At 70.0% G+C, this 20,061-nt stretch carries 17 protein-coding genes; 7 read left to right on the top strand and 10 right to left on the bottom strand.

Annotation, left to right across the window (positions count from 1 at the left end; genetic code table 11):
- The first annotated feature begins 96 nt into the window (after positions 1 to 96).
- Entirely contained in the window at positions 97 to 432 is a 336-nt protein-coding gene (locus ACYVF3_RS14260) for a YnfA family protein (protein WP_461154691.1), read from the top strand.
- Here ACYVF3_RS14260 and ACYVF3_RS14265 read toward each other — a convergent pair.
- The 5 genes from ACYVF3_RS14265 to ACYVF3_RS14285 all read right to left on the bottom strand — a co-directional run bounded on the left by ACYVF3_RS14265 (position 407) and on the right by ACYVF3_RS14285 (position 6,100).
- The gene (locus ACYVF3_RS14265) at positions 407 to 1,609 is read right to left on the bottom strand and encodes an FAD-dependent monooxygenase (RefSeq protein ID WP_461154692.1); all 1,203 of its coding nucleotides are present in this window, start codon (positions 1,607 to 1,609) and stop codon (positions 407 to 409) included. The two genes, ACYVF3_RS14260 and ACYVF3_RS14265, sit on opposite strands and share 26 nt — an antisense overlap.
- The gene (locus ACYVF3_RS14270; protein ID WP_461154693.1) at positions 1,606 to 2,181 is read right to left on the bottom strand and encodes a TetR/AcrR family transcriptional regulator; all 576 of its coding nucleotides are present in this window, start codon (positions 2,179 to 2,181) and stop codon (positions 1,606 to 1,608) included. The genes ACYVF3_RS14265 and ACYVF3_RS14270 overlap by 4 nt, the downstream gene beginning before the upstream one ends.
- 113 nt (positions 2,182 to 2,294) lie before the next feature.
- Positions 2,295 to 2,879, bottom strand: a complete 585-nt coding sequence (locus ACYVF3_RS14275) for a DUF1349 domain-containing protein (RefSeq protein WP_461154694.1) — start codon at positions 2,877 to 2,879, stop codon at positions 2,295 to 2,297.
- Between the two features lie 140 nt (positions 2,880 to 3,019).
- A complete protein-coding gene (locus tag ACYVF3_RS14280; RefSeq protein ID WP_461154695.1) occupies positions 3,020 to 3,433 on the bottom strand; it encodes a universal stress protein in 414 nt (137 codons plus the stop codon).
- A gap of 156 nt (positions 3,434 to 3,589) precedes the next feature.
- Positions 3,590 to 6,100, bottom strand: a complete 2,511-nt coding sequence (locus tag ACYVF3_RS14285) for a DEAD/DEAH box helicase (RefSeq protein WP_461154696.1) — start codon at positions 6,098 to 6,100, stop codon at positions 3,590 to 3,592.
- Positions 6,101 to 6,253: 153 nt separating this feature from the next.
- Here ACYVF3_RS14285 and ACYVF3_RS14290 point away from each other — a divergent pair, with 153 nt between their 5' ends.
- The 5 genes from ACYVF3_RS14290 (at position 6,254) to ACYVF3_RS14310 (ending at position 12,185) form a co-directional block, all read left to right on the top strand.
- On the top strand, positions 6,254 to 6,451 hold the full coding sequence (locus ACYVF3_RS14290) for a hypothetical protein (RefSeq protein ID WP_145737388.1): 198 nt from the start codon (positions 6,254 to 6,256) through the stop codon (positions 6,449 to 6,451).
- Positions 6,452 to 6,645: 194 nt separating this feature from the next.
- Complete coding sequence (locus ACYVF3_RS14295; protein WP_461154697.1) at positions 6,646 to 8,514, top strand: methylmalonyl-CoA mutase family protein; 1,869 nt, start codon at positions 6,646 to 6,648, stop codon at positions 8,512 to 8,514.
- Positions 8,511 to 10,715 (top strand): methylmalonyl-CoA mutase, encoded by a 2,205-nt coding sequence (scpA, locus tag ACYVF3_RS14300; RefSeq protein WP_461154698.1) that lies wholly within the window; start codon positions 8,511 to 8,513, stop codon positions 10,713 to 10,715. The genes ACYVF3_RS14295 and scpA overlap by 4 nt, the downstream gene beginning before the upstream one ends.
- On the top strand, positions 10,715 to 11,704 hold the full coding sequence (gene meaB / locus ACYVF3_RS14305; RefSeq protein WP_461154699.1) for a methylmalonyl Co-A mutase-associated GTPase MeaB: 990 nt from the start codon (positions 10,715 to 10,717) through the stop codon (positions 11,702 to 11,704). The genes scpA and meaB overlap by 1 nt, the downstream gene beginning before the upstream one ends.
- Positions 11,705 to 11,828: 124 nt before the next feature.
- The gene (locus ACYVF3_RS14310; RefSeq protein ID WP_461154700.1) at positions 11,829 to 12,185 is read left to right on the top strand and encodes a GntR family transcriptional regulator; all 357 of its coding nucleotides are present in this window, start codon (positions 11,829 to 11,831) and stop codon (positions 12,183 to 12,185) included.
- Positions 12,186 to 12,203: 18 nt separating this feature from the next.
- On the opposite strand, the gene ACYVF3_RS14315 is transcribed toward ACYVF3_RS14310, so the two are convergent.
- Positions 12,204 to 12,809: a DUF305 domain-containing protein gene (locus ACYVF3_RS14315; RefSeq protein WP_461154701.1), complete on the bottom strand. Its 606-nt coding sequence runs from the start codon at positions 12,807 to 12,809 to the stop codon at positions 12,204 to 12,206.
- 227 nt (positions 12,810 to 13,036) lie between these two features.
- On the opposite strand from ACYVF3_RS14315, the gene ACYVF3_RS14320 reads away from it, so the two are divergent.
- Positions 13,037 to 14,425 (top strand): LVIVD repeat-containing protein, encoded by a 1,389-nt coding sequence (locus ACYVF3_RS14320; protein ID WP_461154995.1) that lies wholly within the window; start codon positions 13,037 to 13,039, stop codon positions 14,423 to 14,425.
- A gap of 54 nt (positions 14,426 to 14,479) precedes the next feature.
- Here the strand turns inward: ACYVF3_RS14320 and ACYVF3_RS14325 are convergent, their stop codons facing one another.
- The 4 genes from ACYVF3_RS14325 to ACYVF3_RS14340 form a co-directional block, all read right to left on the bottom strand.
- Positions 14,480 to 16,585 carry a putative bifunctional diguanylate cyclase/phosphodiesterase gene (locus tag ACYVF3_RS14325; RefSeq protein ID WP_461154702.1) on the bottom strand — a complete coding sequence of 702 codons (2,106 nt, stop codon included), beginning with the start codon at positions 16,583 to 16,585 and terminating at the stop codon, positions 14,480 to 14,482.
- Positions 16,586 to 16,726: 141 nt separating this feature from the next.
- Positions 16,727 to 17,629, bottom strand: coding sequence for an oxidoreductase (locus ACYVF3_RS14330; RefSeq protein WP_461154703.1), 903 nt, complete (start codon positions 17,627 to 17,629; stop codon positions 16,727 to 16,729).
- Positions 17,630 to 17,832: 203 nt separating this feature from the next.
- Positions 17,833 to 18,540 (bottom strand): M50 family metallopeptidase, encoded by a 708-nt coding sequence (locus ACYVF3_RS14335; RefSeq protein ID WP_461154704.1) that lies wholly within the window; start codon positions 18,538 to 18,540, stop codon positions 17,833 to 17,835.
- A 201-nt stretch (positions 18,541 to 18,741) separates the two neighbouring features.
- The gene (locus ACYVF3_RS14340; RefSeq protein WP_461154705.1) at positions 18,742 to 20,055 is read right to left on the bottom strand and encodes a M20 family metallopeptidase; all 1,314 of its coding nucleotides are present in this window, start codon (positions 20,053 to 20,055) and stop codon (positions 18,742 to 18,744) included.
- Positions 20,056 to 20,061: the final 6 nt, after the last annotated feature.

Here is a 20,061-nt window from a genome sequence, read left to right on the forward strand (position 1 = left end):
TCGAGTTCTCCGCCACCACGACCACGATCCCGCCGCCCGAGATCAACCGACCGTGCGCGTTCGATCACGTTCCGCGAGAGGGCCTACGGTGCACTCATGGGAATCGTTCGGTCCGTGGTGCTGTTCGTGCTGGCCGCCATCGCCGAGATCGGCGGGGCGTGGCTGGTGTGGCAAGGCGTGCGGGAGCACAAGGGCCTGCTGTGGATGGGCGCGGGCGTGCTCGCGCTCGGCGTCTACGGTTTCGTCGCGACGTTGCAGCCGGACGCGCACTTCGGCCGGATCCTGGCGGCCTACGGCGGGGTGTTCGTGGCCGGCTCGTTGGTGTGGGCCGTGCTGCTCGACGGCTTCCGCCCGGACCGGTGGGACATCATCGGCGCGCTGATCTGCCTGGTCGGCGTCGGCGTGATCATGTACGCGCCCCGCCCTGTCTGAGCTGCACGCGGGCGTCGCGCCGCAGCTCGGTGATCAGCGCCGTGGACTTGCCCGCCAGCAGCGCCGCGACGTACCGGTCGAGCACCGGCAAGCCCGCCAGGCGCAACGTCGCACGGCGCAGCCGGAGCTGCAGTGCCGAGGCGGGCAGGAACCAGCGGGCGGCCTTCCGGCCCGTGAGCTGCTTCTCCTCGACGATCGGACGCCACAACCGCTCGTAGTCGGCCAGGGCCTCGGGGATCGAATCCGCCCGCGCCAGGCGGTCCGCCAGCACGTAGGCCCCGGCGATCGCCAGCGATGCGCCCTGGCCCGCCAGCAGCGAGACCGCGTACCCGGCGTCGCCGAGCAGCACGACGCGCCCGCTGCTCCACGCGGGCATCCGGACCTGCGCGACCTGGTCGTAGTAGATCCCCGATTCCGGGCACTTCTCCAGCGCCTCCGGCACCACCCAGCCCATGCCGCCGTAGGTGTCGCGCACCGCCGACCGGAAGTCGGACGGCAGCGCGGGATCCGAGGTGCGGTGCACGGCGAAGGCCGCGACCCGTCCGCCGGCGAGCCCGTAGAAGCCCATCTGCCTGCCCACCGTGTCGGTCAGGCAAAACCGGTCGGCCACCTCGCGGTGGATCTCCGGCGAGTCGAACGTGAACGCCGCGGTGTGAAAACCCATGTGGTGCACGAATCGGGATTCCTCGCCGAAGACCAGCCGCCGCACGCAGGAGTGGATGCCGTCGGCGCCCACCAGCAGGTCGGCTTCCACCTCCGCACCGTCGGAGAGCTCGACGCGCACACCGTCGTCGTGCTCGTCGACTCCGACCACCCGCACCCCGTAACGCGGCTCGACCCCGGCCGGAAGCGCTTCGCGCAGCACGTCTTCCAGGTCCGGCCGCATGATGCTGCACAGGTCGCCGTCGGAGAACTGGGCGATGCCCAGCCCCGCGCGTCGCCGGCCGCGCTCGTCGACCAGGCTCATCTCCTCGACCTGGTAGGCGCGCCGGCGGATCGCGGGCAGCAGTCCCATTTCCCGCGCCGCGTCGTAGCCCGGCCCGAAGAAGTCCATCATGTAGCCCTCGGGCCGGGGCCCTGGAGCCCGCTCCACGAGCACGACCTCGGCACCGGTCTCGGCGACCTGCCCGGCCAGCGCGAGCCCGGCGATACCGGCTCCGCACACCACGATCTTCATCGTCGCTCCTCCCCGGGGACCAATCTCCCCAGCACGTCGGCCACGGCCCGGGTGTCCGGGCCCTCGGCGAGAGCCCGGTGCAGCAGCAGACCGTCGATCGCGGCGGCCAGCACCGCCGCCGTCGCCTCGGGCTCGGGCACGCCGTGGGCGGCCAGCAGCGCACCGACCCCGTCCCGGAAGCGCCTGAGCTCGGCACCGATCCGCTCCCGCAGCCCCGCGTCGCGGGTCGCCGCCAGATAGGCCTCCAGGAAGACCAGCGAGGTCGGGTCGTCGCCGGTGTACCCGGCGACCGAGGCGACCATCGCGCGGATCGACGAAGCCGGGTCACCGCCCTCGCCGACCTGTTCCTCGGAGGCGGCGAGGACCTGCCGCATCAGCCCCAGGACGGCCTCGTTGAGCAGCTCCGCCATCGACGGGAAGTGGTAGTGCACGACGCTCGGCGTGACACCCGCCCGCTCGGCGAGAACGCGCGTGCTCACCGCGGTCCAGCCGCGCTCGGGGATCAGCTCGACCGCGGCGGCCAGCAGCCGCTGCCGGACCTCGCGCCCGCGCTCCGCCGCAGGTGAACTCATCCCGAACCCTCCAGGTCACTCGTCCTGTACGACTGCCCTAACCGTAGCGCGCGACGAAGCCGGGGTCCAGCCGATACCTGAGACGAACCCCCGTCAGGCGGAGTGGGCGGAGATCACTCCGAGAAGGTGATCTCCGAGAAGCGGACCGGGAACCCGGCGCCGTCCGGCGAGGCGCACATGGGCCCGGCCTGGGCCGGGACGTCCGGCGGGAAGTAGGCCATGCGGAGGTTGTTGACGGGCTCACCGCCCTCGGCGGCGTAGCGGACGTGCACGGCGTCCTCGAAGCGATCGATCTCGATGGTCACCGACTCGACATCACCGCACGCCGCGGTCAGCGGCAGCACGCTCCAGTCGGAGTGCTCGCGGGTGACCACCGCCGAGAGGTACTGCTCTCCGTCGACGTACTCGATGCCGGCCTTGATCCAGTTGTCCGCGTCGACGCGCAGCATCAGCCCGGCCTGGTCGTGCTGCTCGCGGTAGTCGCCGAAGAACCGGGCGCGCATCCGGAACTGGGCGCCGACGGGCCGCAGCAAGGCGTGCCCGGTGTCGCGTGTGAACCCGTAGTGCGTCGTCTGCCAGAAGTCCGTGTCGGTGTCGCTGGTGACGGTCAGACCGGCGTAGGTCAGCCAGTTCGCCGGTTCGTTGAGCCAACTCCACCCGCTGAGCTCGAACAGCGTGAGGTCTTCGGCTTGCTGCATCGCACACCGCTTTCGCTCGGCCCGCGCGCCGCAGCAGCGGCCCGCATCCCCCGACGCACACTTCTCAGGCACCGAAGAGTACCGGGCGCGGATCATCGCGAGCGGGCACGGCTCGTGAACCCGCCATCACGGGGCGTGGTTCAGCGGACGACGGTGACCGGGCAGACCGCGTGGTGGACGATCTTCATCGCGACCGATCCGACCATCATCCCGGCGAAGGCCCCGTGGCCCTTGTCGCCGACGACCATCAGATCGCACTGCCGGGAGAGCTTCACGAACTCGTCGACGACCTGGCCCCGGATCAGCCTCGGCCTGATGTCGACGTTCGGGAACTCGGGTTTGACCTGCTCCACGGTCGAGTCCAGGGCCCGCTGGCCCTGCTTCTGCAGCTCGGTGTCGGGGGACGCCAGGCGGTAACCGAACTGGACGGGCTGGTACCAGACGGTGACCACGTGCAGGATGCCGCCCACCTGCCGCACGTGATCGGCGGCCCAGCGCAGCGCGCGCACCGACTCCTGAGATCCGTCCACTCCGACGACGACGGTCTGCGGCATGACGACGCTCCTTCGCACGAGTTGCGGGGATCTTGCCCGGATCGTATTGCGATGACGGCTTCGGCGCAGCCCCCGAAGGGTCGTCGAGCGTCCCCATCAGGGGTTTCCGCTACCCGCACCGCCACGCAAAGCAGTCCATAACCAGCTCCTGGCGCCCTACAGCTCGCCGACGTCGGTGATCCGCACGACCGCGCTGCCCGCCTCGTCCGAGGCCGCGAGGTCGACCTCCGCGCTGATCCCCCAGTCGTGGTCCTCGGCCGGGTCGGCGAAGATCTGCCGCACCAGCCAGCGGTCGGACTCCTCGGTGATCATGAGCATCTGCGGGCCGCGGGCGTCCGGGCCGATGCCGATCTCGTCGTGCTCGGCGAAGTAGTCGTCCAGCGCGTCGGCCCACGCCTCGGCGTCCCAGCCCTCCTCGGCGTCGAGCTCGCCGAGCTGGTCGTAGCGGCGCAGCGAAGCGAGCTCGACGCGGCGGAACAGCGCGTTGCGGACCTGGACTCGGAACGCCCGCAGGTTGCGGGTGACCCGCTCCGGTTCGGGCGGGGCCGCCTGCACGGCGTCGTCGCCCGGGTGGCGCAGCTTCTCCCACTCGTCGAGCAGGCTGGAGTCGACCTGCCGGACCAGCTCGCCGAGCCATTCGATGATGTCGGTGAGCTCTTCGGTCTTGGCGTCGTCGGGAACCGTGTGCCGCAGCGCCTTGTAGACGTCGGCGAGGTAGCGCAGCACGAGTCCTTCGGAGCGGGCGAGCCCGTAGTGGTTGACGAACTCGACGAAGTTCATCGCCCGCTCGTACATGTCGCGCGCGACGGACTTCGGCGACAGCTCGTGCTCACCGACCCACGGGTGCCCCTTGCGGTAGGTCTCGTAAGCGGCTTCGAGGAGCTCTTCGAGCGGCTTGGGGTGGGTGATCTCCTCCAGCAGCTCCATGCGCTCGTCGTACTCGATGCCGTCGGCCTTCATCTGGGCGACGGCCTCGCCGCGGGCCTTGAACTGCTGCTGCGCGAGCACCTGCCTGGGGTTGTCCAGTGTGGACTCGATGACGCTGAGGACGTCCAGCGAGTAGGTCGGCGAGTCGGTGCCGAGCAGTTCGATCGCGGCCAGCGCGAACGGCGAGAGCGGCTGGTTGAGCGCGAAGTCGAACTGCAGGTCCACCGTCACCCGGACCCTGCGCCCCTGCTCGTCGGGGGTGTCGAGCTGTTCGACCACGTCGGCCGCCAGCAGGGCCCGATAGATCGCGATCGCGCGCAGGATGTGCTTGCGCTGGGTGGGCCGGTCCTCGTGGTTGTCCTCCAGCAGCCGGCGCATCGCCGCGAACGCGTCGCCGGGCCGGTTGATGACGTTGAGCAGCATCGAGTGGCTGACGTTGAAGCTCGACCGCAGCGGTTCCGGCTCGGCTTCGACGAGCTTGTCGAAGGTCTTCTCGCTCCACGACACGAAGCCCTCGGGTGCTTTCTTGCGCACCACCTTGCGCTTCTTCTTCGGGTCGTCGCCCGCCTTCGCGATCGCCCGCTCGTTGTCGATCTCGTGCTCCGGCGCCTGCACCACCACGAACCCGGCGGTGTCGTAGCCGGCTCGACCGGCGCGACCGGCGATCTGGTGGAACTCGCGCGCCTTGAGGTGCCGGGTGCGGACGCCGTCGTACTTGGTGAGACCGGTGATGAGCACGGTGCGGATGGGCACGTTGATGCCGACGCCGAGCGTGTCGGTGCCGCAGATGACCTTGAGCAGCCCCGCCTGGGCGAGCTGCTCCACCAGCCGCCGGTACTTCGGCAGCATGCCTGCGTGGTGGACGCCGATACCGTGCCTGACCAGGCGCGACAGCGTCTTGCCGAAGCCCGCGGTGAACCGGAAATCGCCGATCGTCTCGGCGATGCGGTCGCGCTGCTCGCGGGAGGCGACCTTGACGCTCATCAGCGCCTGCGCCTGCTCCAGGGCCGAGGCCTGGTTGAAGTAGACGACGTAGACCGGCGCCTGCTGACCCGCCAGCAGCTCCTCGATGGTCTCGTGCAGCGGGGTCTTGGCGTAGCGGAAGTTCAGCGGGATGGGCCGCTCGGCCGAGGTGACGACCGCGGTGCTGCGTCCGGTTCGGCGGGTGAGGTCCTCCTCGAACGAGCTGACGTCGCCGAGGGTGGCCGACATGAGCACGAACTGGGCGCGGGTGAGCTCCAGCAGCGGCACCTGCCAGGCCCATCCGCGATCGGGCTCGGCGTAGAAGTGGAACTCGTCCATCACGACCTGGTCCACGTCGGCGTCGACGCCGTCGCGCAAGGCGATGTTGGCCAGGATCTCTGCGGTGCAGCAGATGATGGGCGCGTCGGCGTTGACGCTGGAGTCGCCGGTCATCATGCCGACGTTCTCCGCGCCGAAGACCTCGACGAGGCTGAAGAACTTCTCCGAGACCAGGGCCTTGATCGGCGCGGTGTAGAAGCTGCGCTTGCCGGTGGCCAGGGCGGAGAAGTGCGCGCCCGTGGCGACCATGCTCTTGCCGGATCCGGTGGGCGTGGACAGGATCACGTTCGCGCCGGTCACGACCTCCATCAGCGCTTCTTCCTGCGCCGGGTAGAGCTCGATGCCCAACGAGATCGTCCATTCGACGAACGACTCGAACTGGGCGTCGGGATCGGGGTCGCCGGCGGTGAGCGCTGGGAGCTGGTCGGTGAGCTTCATCGTCGTTCCATCGTCCCTGGCCACCCCCGACGCGGGGCATCCGGGGTACGAGTCGGCCCCGCTTCCTCCACACCGGTGTCCTCGCTGGTGGAAGACCCGGGTGATCAGCGACCATGGGACCAGGCCCGGGCATCAGGCGGAAGGAGAGGCGCCATGTCGACCCGCAACGTGCGCTTCGTGGGCGGTCCGTTGGACGGCAGAGTCCAGGACCTGCGCGACCACGAAGCGGTAGCAGGCCGCCTCCTCAAGCACATCCACCTGCACGACGGCCCCAAGATCGAAACCCAGTACGAACTCCACTACACCCCGGAGAACGGCTGGGTGTACCACCTCTGCGGCACAAGACCGTAGTTCCGAAAACCGAAGTTTTCATGAAAACTTCCGTCCCCACTGGGACAAGGTCGAAGTTTTCATGAAAACTTCCCCACGACCCACGCCCCCCGAACAACATCTCCAACAATCGAGTGAACCCCGTTTACCGGCGGAGACACGCGTCACAGGTTTGATCGGGTTCAGGCCGGTCCACGCGGCCTACCATCTGGTCCATGGTGGCGCACTCGACGACGAGCGGCGGCCGGCCGGAACTCCCGCTGGCCGCGGAGTTCCCCGAGCCGACTCACGAGCAGTGGCAGGTCCAGGTCCACAAGGTGCTGGAGCGATCCGGCCTGATCGGCGAGGAGCCGCCGTCGGGTCCGGTCGAGGGCGTGCTGAACTCGACGACGCACGACGGTGTCCGGGTGCGCCCGCTCTACACCTCCGCGCCGGCCGATCCGGGCCTTCCGGGGTTGGCGCCGTTCGTGCGCGGCAGCCGTCCGCAGGGCGGTGTGGCCGAGGGCTGGGACGTCCGCCAGCGCCACGAGCACCCGGATGTCGCGGAGACGAACCGCGAGGTGCTGGCCGATCTCCACAACGGTGTGTCGTCGCTGTGGCTGCGCCTGGGTGCGGGCGGCATCGCCGTCGGGGACCTGGCGGACGCGCTCAACGGCGTGCACCTGGACATGATCGGCGTGAGCCTCGACGCGGGCGCCGAGTTCGCGACGGCGGCGGAGGCGCTGCTGGACCTCGCTGCCGAGCAGGGCGTGCCTGCCGGTGAACTGCGCGGCAACCTCGGTGCGGATCCGCTGGCGGTGCAGGCCCGGACCGGCGTCACCGGGGATCGCGATGCGGCGGTCGCGCTGGCCCAGCGCTGCGCGGCGGAGTTCCCGCAGTTGCGGGCGCTGAGCGTGGACGCGCTGCCGTTCCACGACGCGGGCGGGTCCGATGCCGCGGAGCTGGGCTGCTCCCTGGCGGCGGGTGTCACCTACCTGCGGTGGTTGACCGAGGCCGGTCTGGACGTCGACACCGCTGCCGCGCAGCTGGAGTTCCGCTACGCCGCCTCCGCCGACCAGTTCCTCACCATCGCCAAGCTGCGCGCGGCCCGTCGCCTGTGGGAGCAGGTCACCCGCTCGTCCGGGGTGAGCGAGCCGGCCCGGGCGCAGGTGCAGCACGCGGTGACGTCGCAGGCGATGCTGACCCGCCGCGATCCGTGGGTGAACATGCTGCGCGCCACGATCGCCACCTTCGCCGCCGGTGTGGGCGGCGCTCAGTCGGTCACGACGTTGCCGTTCGACGCCGCGATCGGTTTGCCGGACGACTTCGCCCGCCGCGTCGCCCGCAACACCCAGGCCCTGCTGCTGGAGGAGTCCCACCTGGCGCAGGTGATCGACCCGGCGGGCGGGTCCTGGTACGTGGAGTCGCTGACCGACGAGCTGGCCCGCAAGGCGTGGGCGTGGTTCCAGCGCATCGAGGCGGTCGGCGGTTTGCCGGAGGCCTTGGAGTCGGGGTTGGTCGGCGAGGAGATCGAGGACATCTGGCAGGAGCGCCGTGCTGCGGTGGCCCGTCGCAGCGACGCGATCACCGGTGTCAGCGAGTTCCCGAACCTGGATGAGGAGCTGCTGGAGCGCACGCCCGCCCCGGAGCGGCCGGGTGGCGGGCTTCCCGTGCACCGCTACGCGGAGGACTTCGAGGCGCTGCGCGACGCCGCCGACGCGAGCTCGGCGGAGACGGGCGAGCGTCCTTCGGTGTTCCTGGCGACGCTGGGGTCGCTGGCGGCGCACAACGCGCGGGCCTCGTTCGCCCGCAACCTGTTCGCCGCCGGCGGGCTGGACGCCACCGAGGCGGGCCCGACCGAGTCGATCGATGAGGTGCTGGCCGCGTATTCGGGCGCCCCGGTGGTGTGCCTGTGCTCCAGCGACAAGATCTACGCCGAGCGCGCCGCCGACACGGCGCTCGCGCTGAAGCAGGCCGGGGCGGAAACCGTTCTGCTGGCGGGTAAACCGAATGACGCCCACGCCGTCGACGGTCACATCCACGCCGGTTGTGATGCGCTGACCGTCCTCGACGCCGTGCACGCCGAGTTGGGAGTCCGACGATGACGCAGATCCCGAACTTCGCCGAGGTCCCGCTGGAGGACCCGCCCGGAGCGGACGAGGAGCGCTGGCGCTCAGAGGTGCTGGCGGCCACCGGCAAGGAGTCCGACGCCTTGTCGTGGGAGGCCCCGGAGGGCATCGACGTCAAGCCGCTCTACACGGAATCCGATGTGGACGGTCTGGACTTCCTGTCGACCTACCCGGGTCTGGCGCCGTTCCTGCGCGGCCCGTACCCGACGATGTACGTCAACCAGCCCTGGACCGTGCGCCAGTACGCGGGCTTCTCCACCGCGGAGGCCTCCAACGCCTTCTACCGGCGCAACCTCGCCGCCGGGCAGAAGGGCCTGTCGGTCGCCTTCGACCTGGCCACCCACCGCGGCTACGACTCCGATCACCCCCGCGTGGGCGGTGATGTCGGCATGGCCGGTGTGGCGATCGACTCGATCCTGGACATGCGGCAGCTCTTCGACGGCATCCCGCTGGACAAGATGAGCGTGTCGATGACCATGAACGGCGCGGTGCTGCCGGTCATGGCGCTCTACATCGTGGCCGCCGAAGAACAAGGTGTTGCACCCGAGCAGCTGGCCGGGACCATTCAGAACGACATCCTCAAGGAGTTCATGGTCCGCAACACCTACATCTACCCGCCGCAGCCGTCCATGCGGATCATCTCCGACATCTTCGCCTACACCAGCCAGAAGATGCCGAAGTTCAACTCCATCTCCATCTCCGGCTACCACATCCAGGAAGCCGGAGCGACAGCCGACCTCGAACTCGCCTACACGCTGGCCGACGGCGTCGAGTACCTGCGGGCGGGCAAGCAGGCCGGTCTCGACATCGACGCGTTCGCGCCCCGGCTGTCGTTCTTCTGGGGCATCGGCATGAACTTCGCGATGGAGGTGGCGAAACTCCGCGCCGCACGGCTGCTCTGGTCCAAGCTCGTCAAGCAGTTCGAGCCGACCAACCCGAAATCGCTTTCGCTGCGCACTCATTCGCAGACCTCCGGCTGGTCGCTGACCGCCCAGGACGTCTACAACAACGTCGCGCGCACCTGCGTCGAGGCGATGGCCGCCACCCAGGGCCACACCCAGTCGCTGCACACCAACGCACTCGACGAGGCCCTCGCGCTGCCCACCGACTTCTCCGCCCGCATCGCCCGCAACACCCAGCTCGTGCTGCAGCAGGAGTCCGGCACCACGCGGGTCATCGACCCCTGGGGCGGCAGCTACTACCTGGAAAGGCTCACCCAGGACCTCGCCGAACGCGCCTGGGCGCACATCAGCGAGGTCGAGGACGCCGGCGGCATGGCCCAGGCCATCGACGCCGGCATCCCCAAGCTGCGCATCGAGGAGGCGGCCGCCCGCACCCAGGCGCGCATCGACTCCGGCCGCCAGCCGCTCATCGGCGTCAACAAGTACCGCTACGACGGCGACGAGCAGATCGAGGTCCTGAAGGTCGACAACGCCGACGTCCGGGCGCAGCAGCTGGAGAAGCTGCGCCGGCTCCGCGAGGAACGCGATTCCGCCGCCTGCGACGACGCGCTGCGCAAGCTCACCGCCGCCGCCGAAGCGTCGCTGTCGGACGAGCGGCCCGACGACCTCGCGCACAACCTGCTGGCCCTGGCCGTCGACGCCGCCCGCGCCAAGGCCACGGTCGGGGAGATCTCCGACGCGCTGGAGAAGGTCTTCGGCCGCCACTCCGGCCAGATCCGTACGATCTCCGGTGTGTACCGGGAAGAGTCCGGCCCCTCCGAGCAGCTGGAAACCGCACGCCGGCAGGTCGAGGACTTCGCCGAGGCCGAGGGGCGCCGACCCCGCATCCTGGTCGCCAAGATGGGCCAGGACGGCCACGACCGCGGCCAGAAGGTCATCGCCACCGCCTTCGCCGACCTCGGCTTCGACGTCGACGTGGGCCCGCTGTTCCAGACCCCCACCGAGGTCGCGCGCCAGGCCGCCGAAGCCGACGTGCACATCGTGGGCGTCTCCAGCCTCGCCGCCGGGCACCTCACGCTCGTACCCGCGCTGCGCGAAGAGCTCGCGGCGGTCGGCCGCGAGGACATCATGATCGTCGTCGGCGGCGTCATCCCGCCCGCTGACTTCGACGCGCTGCGCCAGTCCGGGGCCTCGGCGATCTTCCCGCCCGGCACCGTCATCGCCGATGCCGCGACCGGGCTACTCGACGAACTCCGAACCCGCCTCGAACACTGATGCCACGCACGATCGACATCCACGACTACGCCCAGGGCGTGCTCGACGGTTCGCGCACGAAGCTGGCGCAGGCCATCACGCTGGTGGAGTCCACCCGCGCCGACCACCGCGCGCTGACCCAGCAGCTGCTCACCGAGCTGCTCCCGCACAGCGGCGGTGCGCACCGCATCGGCATCACCGGTGTGCCCGGCGTGGGCAAGTCGACCTTCATCGAGGCTCTGGGCTCCACGCTCACCGGGCAGGGGCACCGGGTGGCGGTGCTGGCCGTGGACCCGTCGTCGACGCGCAGCGGCGGCAGCATCCTCGGCGACAAGACCCGCATGGGCCGGCTCGCGTCCGACCCGGCGGCGTTCGTGCGCCCGTCACCGTCGGCGGGCACGCTCGGCGGCGTGGCGCGCGCGACCCGCGAGACGATCCTGCTGATGGAGGCCGCGGGCTACGACGTCGTGCTGGTGGAGACCGTCGGTGTGGGGCAGTCGGAGGTGACGGTCGCCGGGATGGTCGACTGCTTCCTGCTGCTGTCGCTGGCCCGCACCGGTGACCAGCTGCAGGGCATCAAGAAGGGCGTGCTGGAGCTCGCCGACATCATCGCCGTGAACAAGGCCGACGGCGAGCACGAGATGGAGGCCAAGAAGGCCGCGCGCGAGCTCCGCAGCGCCCTGCGGCTGCTGACCCCGGTCAGCGCGTCGTGGACTCCCCCGGTCCTGACCTGCAGCGGACTGCGCTCGCTGGGGCTGGACACCCTCTGGGAGCAGGTCGAGCAGCATCACAAGACGCTCTCGGAGACCGGTGAGCTCGCCGCCAAGCGCAGCCGGCAGCAGCTGGAGTGGACCTGGGCCATGGTGCGCGAGCAGCTGATGTCGGAGTTCACCCACGACCCCGGTGTCCGCGACATCGTCGGCGGGGTGGAATCGCAGGTCCGCGCCGGCGAGCTCACCGCGAGCCTCGCCACGGAACGCCTGCTCCAGGCCTTCCGCCAGAGCTCCTGACCCTCCCGGCTCCCACGACCACGAACACGCCGCGCGAACCGGGCCCCACCCGACCCCGGCCCACGGGAAGGGCAGATACTGGGCGGGTCATGACGTCGTTCGCGCGAGTCTGGACGGTGAACGCATGCGGATCAACGTCGATCCCGACTCCGACGTACCGCCCTTCGAGCAGGTGCGGTCACGCATCGCCGCGCAGATCAACTCCGGCGAGCTGGCGGTCGGCGCGAAACTCCCCACGGTGCGGGCGCTGGCGGCCGAGCTCGGCATCGCGGCCAACACCGCCGCGAAGGCGTACCGCGAGCTGGAGCACGCGGGTCTCATCGAAACCCGCGGCAGGGCCGGAACTTTCGTCAGCGACGCGGGCGACCAGACAGCGGCGCGCGCGGCCGAAGCCGCCGCGACCTACGCCCAGATCACCCAGGCCCTCGGCATCCCGAAGTCCGAGGCGCTCGCGATCGTGCAGGCCGCGCTGAAGGCGTAGGAGGCTCCCGGCGACCGCCTACCCGACCTCGGACTGAAGACCTCGCATCGTCGCGATCTCGTCCTGCTGGGTGACCAGGACGTCCTGGGCCATCTCGTGGACCTGCTCGTCGCGGCCGGTGGTCAGCAGCTGCGTCGCCATGATCACCGCGCCCTCGTGGTGGGCGATCATCAACCGCAGGAACAGCCGGTCGTAGTCGGCGCCGCGCGAGGACGCGAGCTGTGCCAGCTGCTCCGGCGTGGCCATCCCGGGCATCATCGCGTGGTCGTGCCCAGCGTGACCCGAGTGCTCGTTCGCGCCCCGGGTGTTGAGCCAGCCCTGCATCATCGCGATCTCCGGGCCCTGCGCGCCGCTGATGCGGTCGGACAGCGACCGCAGCTTCGGGTTCTGCGCGCGCTCGGCGGTCAGCGCCGTCATCTCCACGGCCTGCTGGTGGTGGGCGATCATGTTCCGCAGGTAGTCGACCTCGACCTGGCTCGCTCCGCCGCGGTCGCGGGCCGCGCTGGACACCACCTCCGGCTCGTCACCGGGGGCGCCGGGCTGCACGACGGGAGGGCCGGGTGGCGCGGGTGGTTCCGCCGCGCACCCCGTCAGCGCGCAGGCTGCCAGCAGAACTCCCGCCACCGAACTCCGCACCATGGCCGCCCTTCTGGGAAAACCGTGAAAAAGACGCTGAAACGTCCTATTTCGGCCTCATTCTGGGAACACGATACTGGTCAGATGCGGTCGTCCGAAACCGCTGTCGGCGGCTGCCCACGGGTGGCGGCGACTTCGTCGAACCAGGGGGTAGATCGGTTGTGATCCCTCAGTCCACCGGTCGGAGGCGCGCGCTGGGCGCGGTGATCGGAGCGATGGTGCTGGGCTTGTCGCTCGCACCCGCGACGGCCGCGACGCCACCGAGCGACGGTCCTGAGCAGTACTCCGCTGCGCAGGTCCCGGCGCCGAACCGGGAGATCGACAAGAGCGAGAACGTCGAGCACGTCGCGAACCTGCCCAAGCAGGCCCCCTTCGACACCGTGGAGGCCTACGGCACGGACATCGCGTTCAAGGAGAACATCGCCTACGTCGGCAACTACGACGGCTTCGTCGTCTACGACATCGCGAACCCGAAGAAGCCGCGCATCATCACCCAGGTCCAGTGCCCGGGCGGTCAGGGCGACATGTCCGTCTCGGGCGACCTGCTGTTCGTCTCGACGGACTACCCGCGCAGCAACAACACCTGCACCAGCGAGGAGACCGACTCGGCCGACCCCAACGGCTGGGAGGGCATGAAGGTCTTCGACATCAGCGATCCGGCCAAGCCGCGCTACGTCTCGGCGATCGCGACCGACTGCGGTTCGCACACCCACACCCTCGTGCCGGACAAGGCCGGAGAGGCCGTCTACCTCTACGTCTCGTCCTACGGCCCGAAGGCGGAGTTCCCGAACTGCCAGCCACCGCACGACAAGATCTCCATCATCAAGGTGCCGCTGGCCAACCCGGCCGCGCCGGAGCTGATCAACGCGCCGGTGCTGTTCCCGGACGGCGGCAACCCCGGTGCACCGGAAGGCATCAGCGCGACCACGGGCTGCCACGACATCACCGCGTTCCCGTCCAAGGACCTGGCGGCGGGTGCGTGCATGGGCGACGGCGTGCTGTTCGACATCTCCGACCGGGAGAACCCGCGCGTCATCAACCAGGTTCGCGACGACACGAACTTCGCCTTCTGGCACAGCGCCACGTTCAACAACGAGGGCACGAAGGTCGTGTTCACCGACGAGCTCGGCGGTGGCGGCGCCGCGACCTGCAACGAGGCCACCGGCCCGGTGCGCGGTGCCAACGGCATCTACGACATCAGCGGCTCGGGCGCGGACTCGAAGCTGGCGTTCAAGAGCTACTACAAGATCCCTCGGCACCAGGCGGACACCGAGAACTGCGTGGCGCACAACGGATCGCTGATCCCGGTCGCAGGCGGGGACTTCATGGTCCAGGCCTGGTACCAGGGCGGGATCTCGGTGTTCGACTTCACCGACTCCACCAAGCCGCAGGAGATCGCCCACTTCGACCGCTCGCCGTTCAACCCGAACGAGCTGCAGCTGGCGGGTTCGTGGTCGGCGTACTACTACAACGGCCACATCTACTCCAGCGGCATCCAGGAGGGACTGGACGTCCTCGACCTCCGCGACAAGCGCACGGACTCGGCCAAGAAGGTCCGCTACGAGGAGTTCAACCCGCAGACCCAACCCGTCTACAGCAACTAGGGGTGTTCGTGGGGGTGGGGAAGTTTTCATGAAAACTTCCCCACCCCCACGACGTCAGGAGCTGAGGAGATCCGGGACGTCGAAGGACAGCAGCGGGCCTCCGAGGTGCGGTCCCGCGACGACGGCGCAGCCGATGTCCTGCCAGAGGGCGACCTGCTGCTGCGACTCGACGTGGTCGACGCACAGGTCGACTGAGTTCATCAGCGGGATCAGCGCGCGCAGCGCCTGGATCTCGGGCGCGTCCGGGGTGCCGGCCTCGTGCACCAGGCGGACGATCTCGGGTGAGAGCCGCACCGAGTCCACCGGCATCTCGCGCAGCAGGTGCAGCTCACCCGGCGAGCCGGTGAAGTCGTGCAGCGCGGTCCGGACACCTCGGGAGTGCAGGTACCGCAGGTTCTCCCGCGCTTCCTCGTTCTCGCTGATCGCCGCTATGGGCATGCACAGCCGCAGCCAGCTCGGATCGAGCTCGGACTCGTCGAGCACCTTGTGCACCAGGGCCGCCAGATCCGGATCGCGGCCCTGGTTCGGGCTCAGCGACACCGACAACCGCACCTCGTGCCCGTCTGCGTGCCACTCCGCCAGGTGCTGCCAGGCGCGGTGCACCATCCAGTCGCGCATCGACAGCGTCACCCCGGAGCGCTCCGCCAGCCGCAGGCACTCGTCGTGCTCGATGACTCCGAAATCGCCGGTGTCCCAGCGGAACTCGCACTCCAGGGCGCACAGGTCGCGGCCGGGGAGGCAGACCTGCGGGCGGTAGACGACGTCGAACTCGCCCATCTCCAGCCCACCGGGCATGATCGCCGCGAGCTGGCTCTCCTCGTGCTCCTCCGGCGCCAGGTCCGGGTCGAACAGCGCCCACTGCCGCTTCCCCGCCGCCTCCGCGCGGCGCAGCGCGATGTCGGCGGACCACAGCAGGTTCGCCGTGTCGGCCTCCCCCACGATCCGCTGCACCACGCCGACGCTGGCGGACGCGGCGATGCCCCGCCCACCGACGTAGACGGGTTCGGCGAGCATCTCGTTGATCAGCTGGGTCATCACCGGCACCGCCGGGGTGTCGGCCTGCTCCCAGACCAGCAGCGCGAACTCGGTTCCGCCGAAGCGCGCGACCAGCGCCTCCTCGCCCTCGACGAGGTGCTCCAGGCGGCGGGCGACGGTCCTGATCAGCTGGTCGCCGACGAGGTAGCCGAGGCCGTCGTTGATCAGCTCGAAGCCGTCCAGCCCCAGCTGGTAGAGCGCGAGCCGCGCATCGCGGGGCAGGTTGACCAGGGCGGCCTGCAGCCGGGTCTGGAAGAACCCGCGGTTGGGCAGCCCGGTCAGCGCGTCGTGCAGCGCCTGGTGCTGGAAGCGGTCCTGCAGCAGGTGCAGCTCGGTGATGTCCTCGACCATGGTGACCACGCCGCTGGGGGCCCCGTCTGCGCCCTGGAGCACCGAAACGCCCAGGTAGCACCACGCGTCTTCGCCGTTGGCGCGAACTAGCCGCTTGCGGTCGCTGATCCGCTTGGAGCTCGCGCCCTCGATCAGCTCGCGGTAGGAGGCGCTGAGGTACTCGGCGTCCTCGGGGTGGAAGAGCCGGTCGATGGTCATCGGCACCAGGTCGTCGGCGTGATACCCGAGCACCTGCTCGAACGCCGGGTTGACCTGCACGAACCGGCCTTCGAGATCGCTGATGGCGACCCCGATCGGGGTGGAGGTGAACACTTCGCTGAACCGCGCTTCGCTGGCCTTGAGCTCGCGGTCGGTCTTCAGCTTGGCCTTGAGCAGCGCCTTGTTCAGCGTCTCCTGCTGGGCGAAGGTGCTCTCCCGGTCGGCCGCCGCGTACCCGGCGGCGATCTCGGTGAGCACCGTCAGCAGCACATCGACCTTGGTGTCGTCCGAAAGCAGCGCGTCCTGAAGGAACTTCAGGCTCACCGAGAGACTTTCCTCGCCGGTCGCGCGGATTTCCACGAGCCGGGAACCCACGACGCGGCCGGTCTCAGCGGCTCGGGAGGGGTCGTCCAGCGACAGCGCGACGAGGTCGAGCAGACCTTCCAGGGTCTCCTGGACCTCCGCGGGTGAGAAGGGGAGGTAGGCGGTGGTGCGCAGTTCCGCCGTCCACCGGCGCGCGACATCGGACCGCCACTCGGATTCCGGCGGCGGCCCGTCCGGATCACCCTCGCTCATCTCACCGTCCGTCAGCGTCAACCTGGCGAAGCGAATCGACCTGCGCGCCCGCCTCCGGTGGCGCACGCCAGCACAGGATACCGGGCGGGCGCCACCGGGATGGCACGGCGGGCACATCGAGATCGATCAACCGGAAGTCGATCAGTGCGCTTCTTCGAGAGTCTCCCCCTCCGCGACGAGCGCGTCGAGCCGCGCAAGCTCCGAGTCGTCGAGGGCGAGCGTCCCGGCCGCGGTGTTCTCCTCCAGGTGCGCCACCGACGACGTGCCCGGGATCAGCAGGACGTTGCTCGCGCGGCGCAGCAGCCACGCCAGCGAGACCTGCGCCTGGGTCGCGTCGTGCGCGTCGGCGATGGCCTTCAGCTCCTCGTCGCCGCGCGCCCGGCTGTCGGCGAAGCCGGACCCCAGCGGGAAGAACGGCACGAACGCGGCTCCCGCCTCGGCGGTGGCCTGCAGCAGGGTCGCGGCCGTGCGGTTGACCACGTTGTAGAGGTTCTGCACCGAGGCGATCTCGGTGATCTCCCGCGCTTCGGCGTAGAGACCGAGCTCCACGTTGGACAGACCGATCGCGCGGATCAGACCCTGCTGCTTGAGCTCGTGCAGCGCGCCGACCTGGTCGGCGAAGGTGATGCCCGCCTGCGGCCCCATGTCGCGCAGGTAGACCAGGTCGAGGACGTCGGTGCGCAGCCGGCGCAGGTTGTCGTGCACCTGGGCGCGCAGCGCCGCGGGGTGGTTCAGCGGCAGCCAGTTGGCCTGGTCGTCGCGGTAGGCGCCGATCTTGGTCGCCACCACCAGGTTCTCGTCGCAGGGGTGCAGCGCCTCGGCGATCAGCTCGTTGACCACCCACGGGCCGTAGAAGTCGCTGGTATCGATGTGATCGATGCCGAGCTCGACGGCACGGCGCAGGACCGCGATCGCGGCCTCCCTGTCGGCGGGCGGGCCGAACACGCCCGGACCCGCCAGCTGCATCGCGCCGAACCCGACGCGGTTGACCTCCAGGCCCGAACCGAGCGGAAACCTGCCACCCAAAGCATTCGCAGTCGTCACGGGTCGATGCTGCGGGAAAACCGGCTGATCAGCAAGAAGTCGTGCCGAGGCACACCACGACGCTGTTCTCCTTCACCACGCTCGCAGCCGGCACCGCCGCGGGTTCGCCAGCGGTTTCGTGGCAGGAGCGGCGCGCGGAGACCACGAAGCCGCTCAGGTTCCGCCACCCGCACCGCTCTGCGAGCTGACCACCTCAACAGCTCCTACACCTGCGGCATCAGCAGCAACCAGTACCCGCCGACCAGCAACGACGCGAGACCGGTCAGCAACCACAGGAACATCCAGACTCCCCCGGAGACCCCGGTGAGCCGCGCCAGCTGGTCGGCGTCGGAATCACCGGCGCGACCGCGTCGGCGCTTGCGCCCGAGCTCGCTGATCGGGCGGATGCCCCCGATGAGCAGGAACCAGCACAGCAGCGCGGCGCACAGCGCCTGCCACGACGGGCTCGCTAGCCACGACACGGCACCGATGGCACCGCCGGTGAGCAGCACCGACAGCACGCCGAAAGCGTTGCGCACGGCCAGCAGCAGCAACGCCAGCAGCACGATGCAGCCCCACAGCATCCACCGCTCCCGGTCGGCGGTGACCAGCCACGCACCGCCCAGGCCGAGCAGCGACACGGCCGGATAGCCTGCGAGCAGGGTGAACACCATCCCGGGCCCGTGCGCCCGCCCGGTCGAGACGGTCAGCCCGGAGGTGTCGGAGTGCAGCCGGATGCCGTTGAGCTTGCGGCCGCTGACCAGCGCCACCACGGCGTGCCCGCCCTCGTGAGCGATGGTCACCACGTTGCGCAGCGGCAACCAGGTCGCCCGGTTGAGCACCACGACGAGCGCGACCAATCCGGCGATGAGCGCGGCGACGTTCCCGGAGTCGAGGAGCCGCGCCGTCGCGCCCTGCACTAATTCGTCCACAACACATCCGAACTACTAGGTCTTCTGGGGCTGGCGGAGCCACTTTGTCGTCCTGGGGACCACCTGAGCAACCTGCCCCGCCGGGGGTCTGAGCGGATTCGCGGCGAGCTCGCCGCGAATCCGTGTTGTGGGTGGGTCGGGAAGTTCTCATGAAAACTTCCCCACCCACCCATCCACGAACCGCCGTAGAACCCTATCCGGTCAGGTGAAGTAGTTCGGGACGTCCAGCGCGCCTCCGGCCGCTTCGAACTCGTCACCCACCGCGGCGCGCAGGTCACCGTCGGCCAAGTAGTCCACTGTGGTCAGCGCCAGGCCGATGGCTCCGTCGATCACCGCGGCATCGCCCGCGTCGGAACCGGCTGCGGCGGCGAAACCTTCGGTGTGCAGCGACAGGCCGGCGTCGTTCAGACCGATCATCGGGTGGATCGCCGGTGTCCGGAAGCTGATGTTGCCCAGGTCCGTCGAGCCGGTCAGGTAGTCCGGGACGACGCCGCGCGGCAGCGAGGTCCGGCCGCGCCGGGCCTGGTGGCGGGCCCACCGGGCGGCGAGCGCGTCGTTGTGCCGGATCGGCAGGTAGGCGGGGTTGTGGTCCCAGTTCAGCTCGACCCCGCAGCCGGTCATCGAGGCCGCGCCGTGCGCGATCGACTCCACCCTGCGCGCCAGGTCCTGCAGCGAACCCGGCTCCGCCGAGCGCACGTAGAACAGCGCGGCGGCCCGGTCCGGGACGACGTTGGGGCGCTTGCCTCCGTCGGTGATCACGCCGTGGACGCGGTCGGTGGAGGGCATGTGCTGGCGCATCGCCGCCACGCCCTGGTAGGTGGCCACCACGGCGTCCAGCGCGTTGCGGCCCATGAACGGCTGCGCGGACGCGTGCGCGGCCACGCCGTGGAAGACGACCTCGACCTGCCTGCGACCGAGGAACGGGTGGGTGGCGATGTCGTGCGAGAACGGGTGCAGCATCACCACGGCGTCGACGTCGTCGAAGAGCCCGGCCCTGGCCAGATGCTCCTTGCCGCCACCGCCCTCCTCGGCGGGGGTGCCGAACAGGCTCACGCGCCCGCCGGTCCGCCCCACCGCTGTGGCAGCGGCGAGGAACGCGCCGACGCCCGCCGAGCAGATGATGTTGTGCCCGCAGCCGTGGCCGATGCCGGGCAGCGCGTCGTACTCGGCCAGCACCGCCACGTGCGGCCCGCCGTCACCGGCACCGGTGCGCAGCGCGGTGTCCAGCCCGCCCACGCCGACCTCGACGTCGTGGCCGAAGCCGCGCAGCAGCTCGGCGGCGCGCGCCACCGAGCGGTGCTCGGCGTAGCCCTCCTCCGGGTCCGCGTGCAGCTGGTGGCTCAGCCCGAGCAGGTCCTCGCCGTGCTCGGTCACCCACCGTTCGGTCTCCGCGAGCAGCGCCTCATCGGCTCCGGCGTACCCCGACCGCAGCGGTTCCGCGGAGGCCACGGCCTTCTCGGTCGCGGCGGCCACGGCGCGCAGGTAGGACTCATCAGGCTGAACGGGCTGTGTCACACCCAG

The organism is Saccharopolyspora tripterygii (assembly GCF_054778355.1).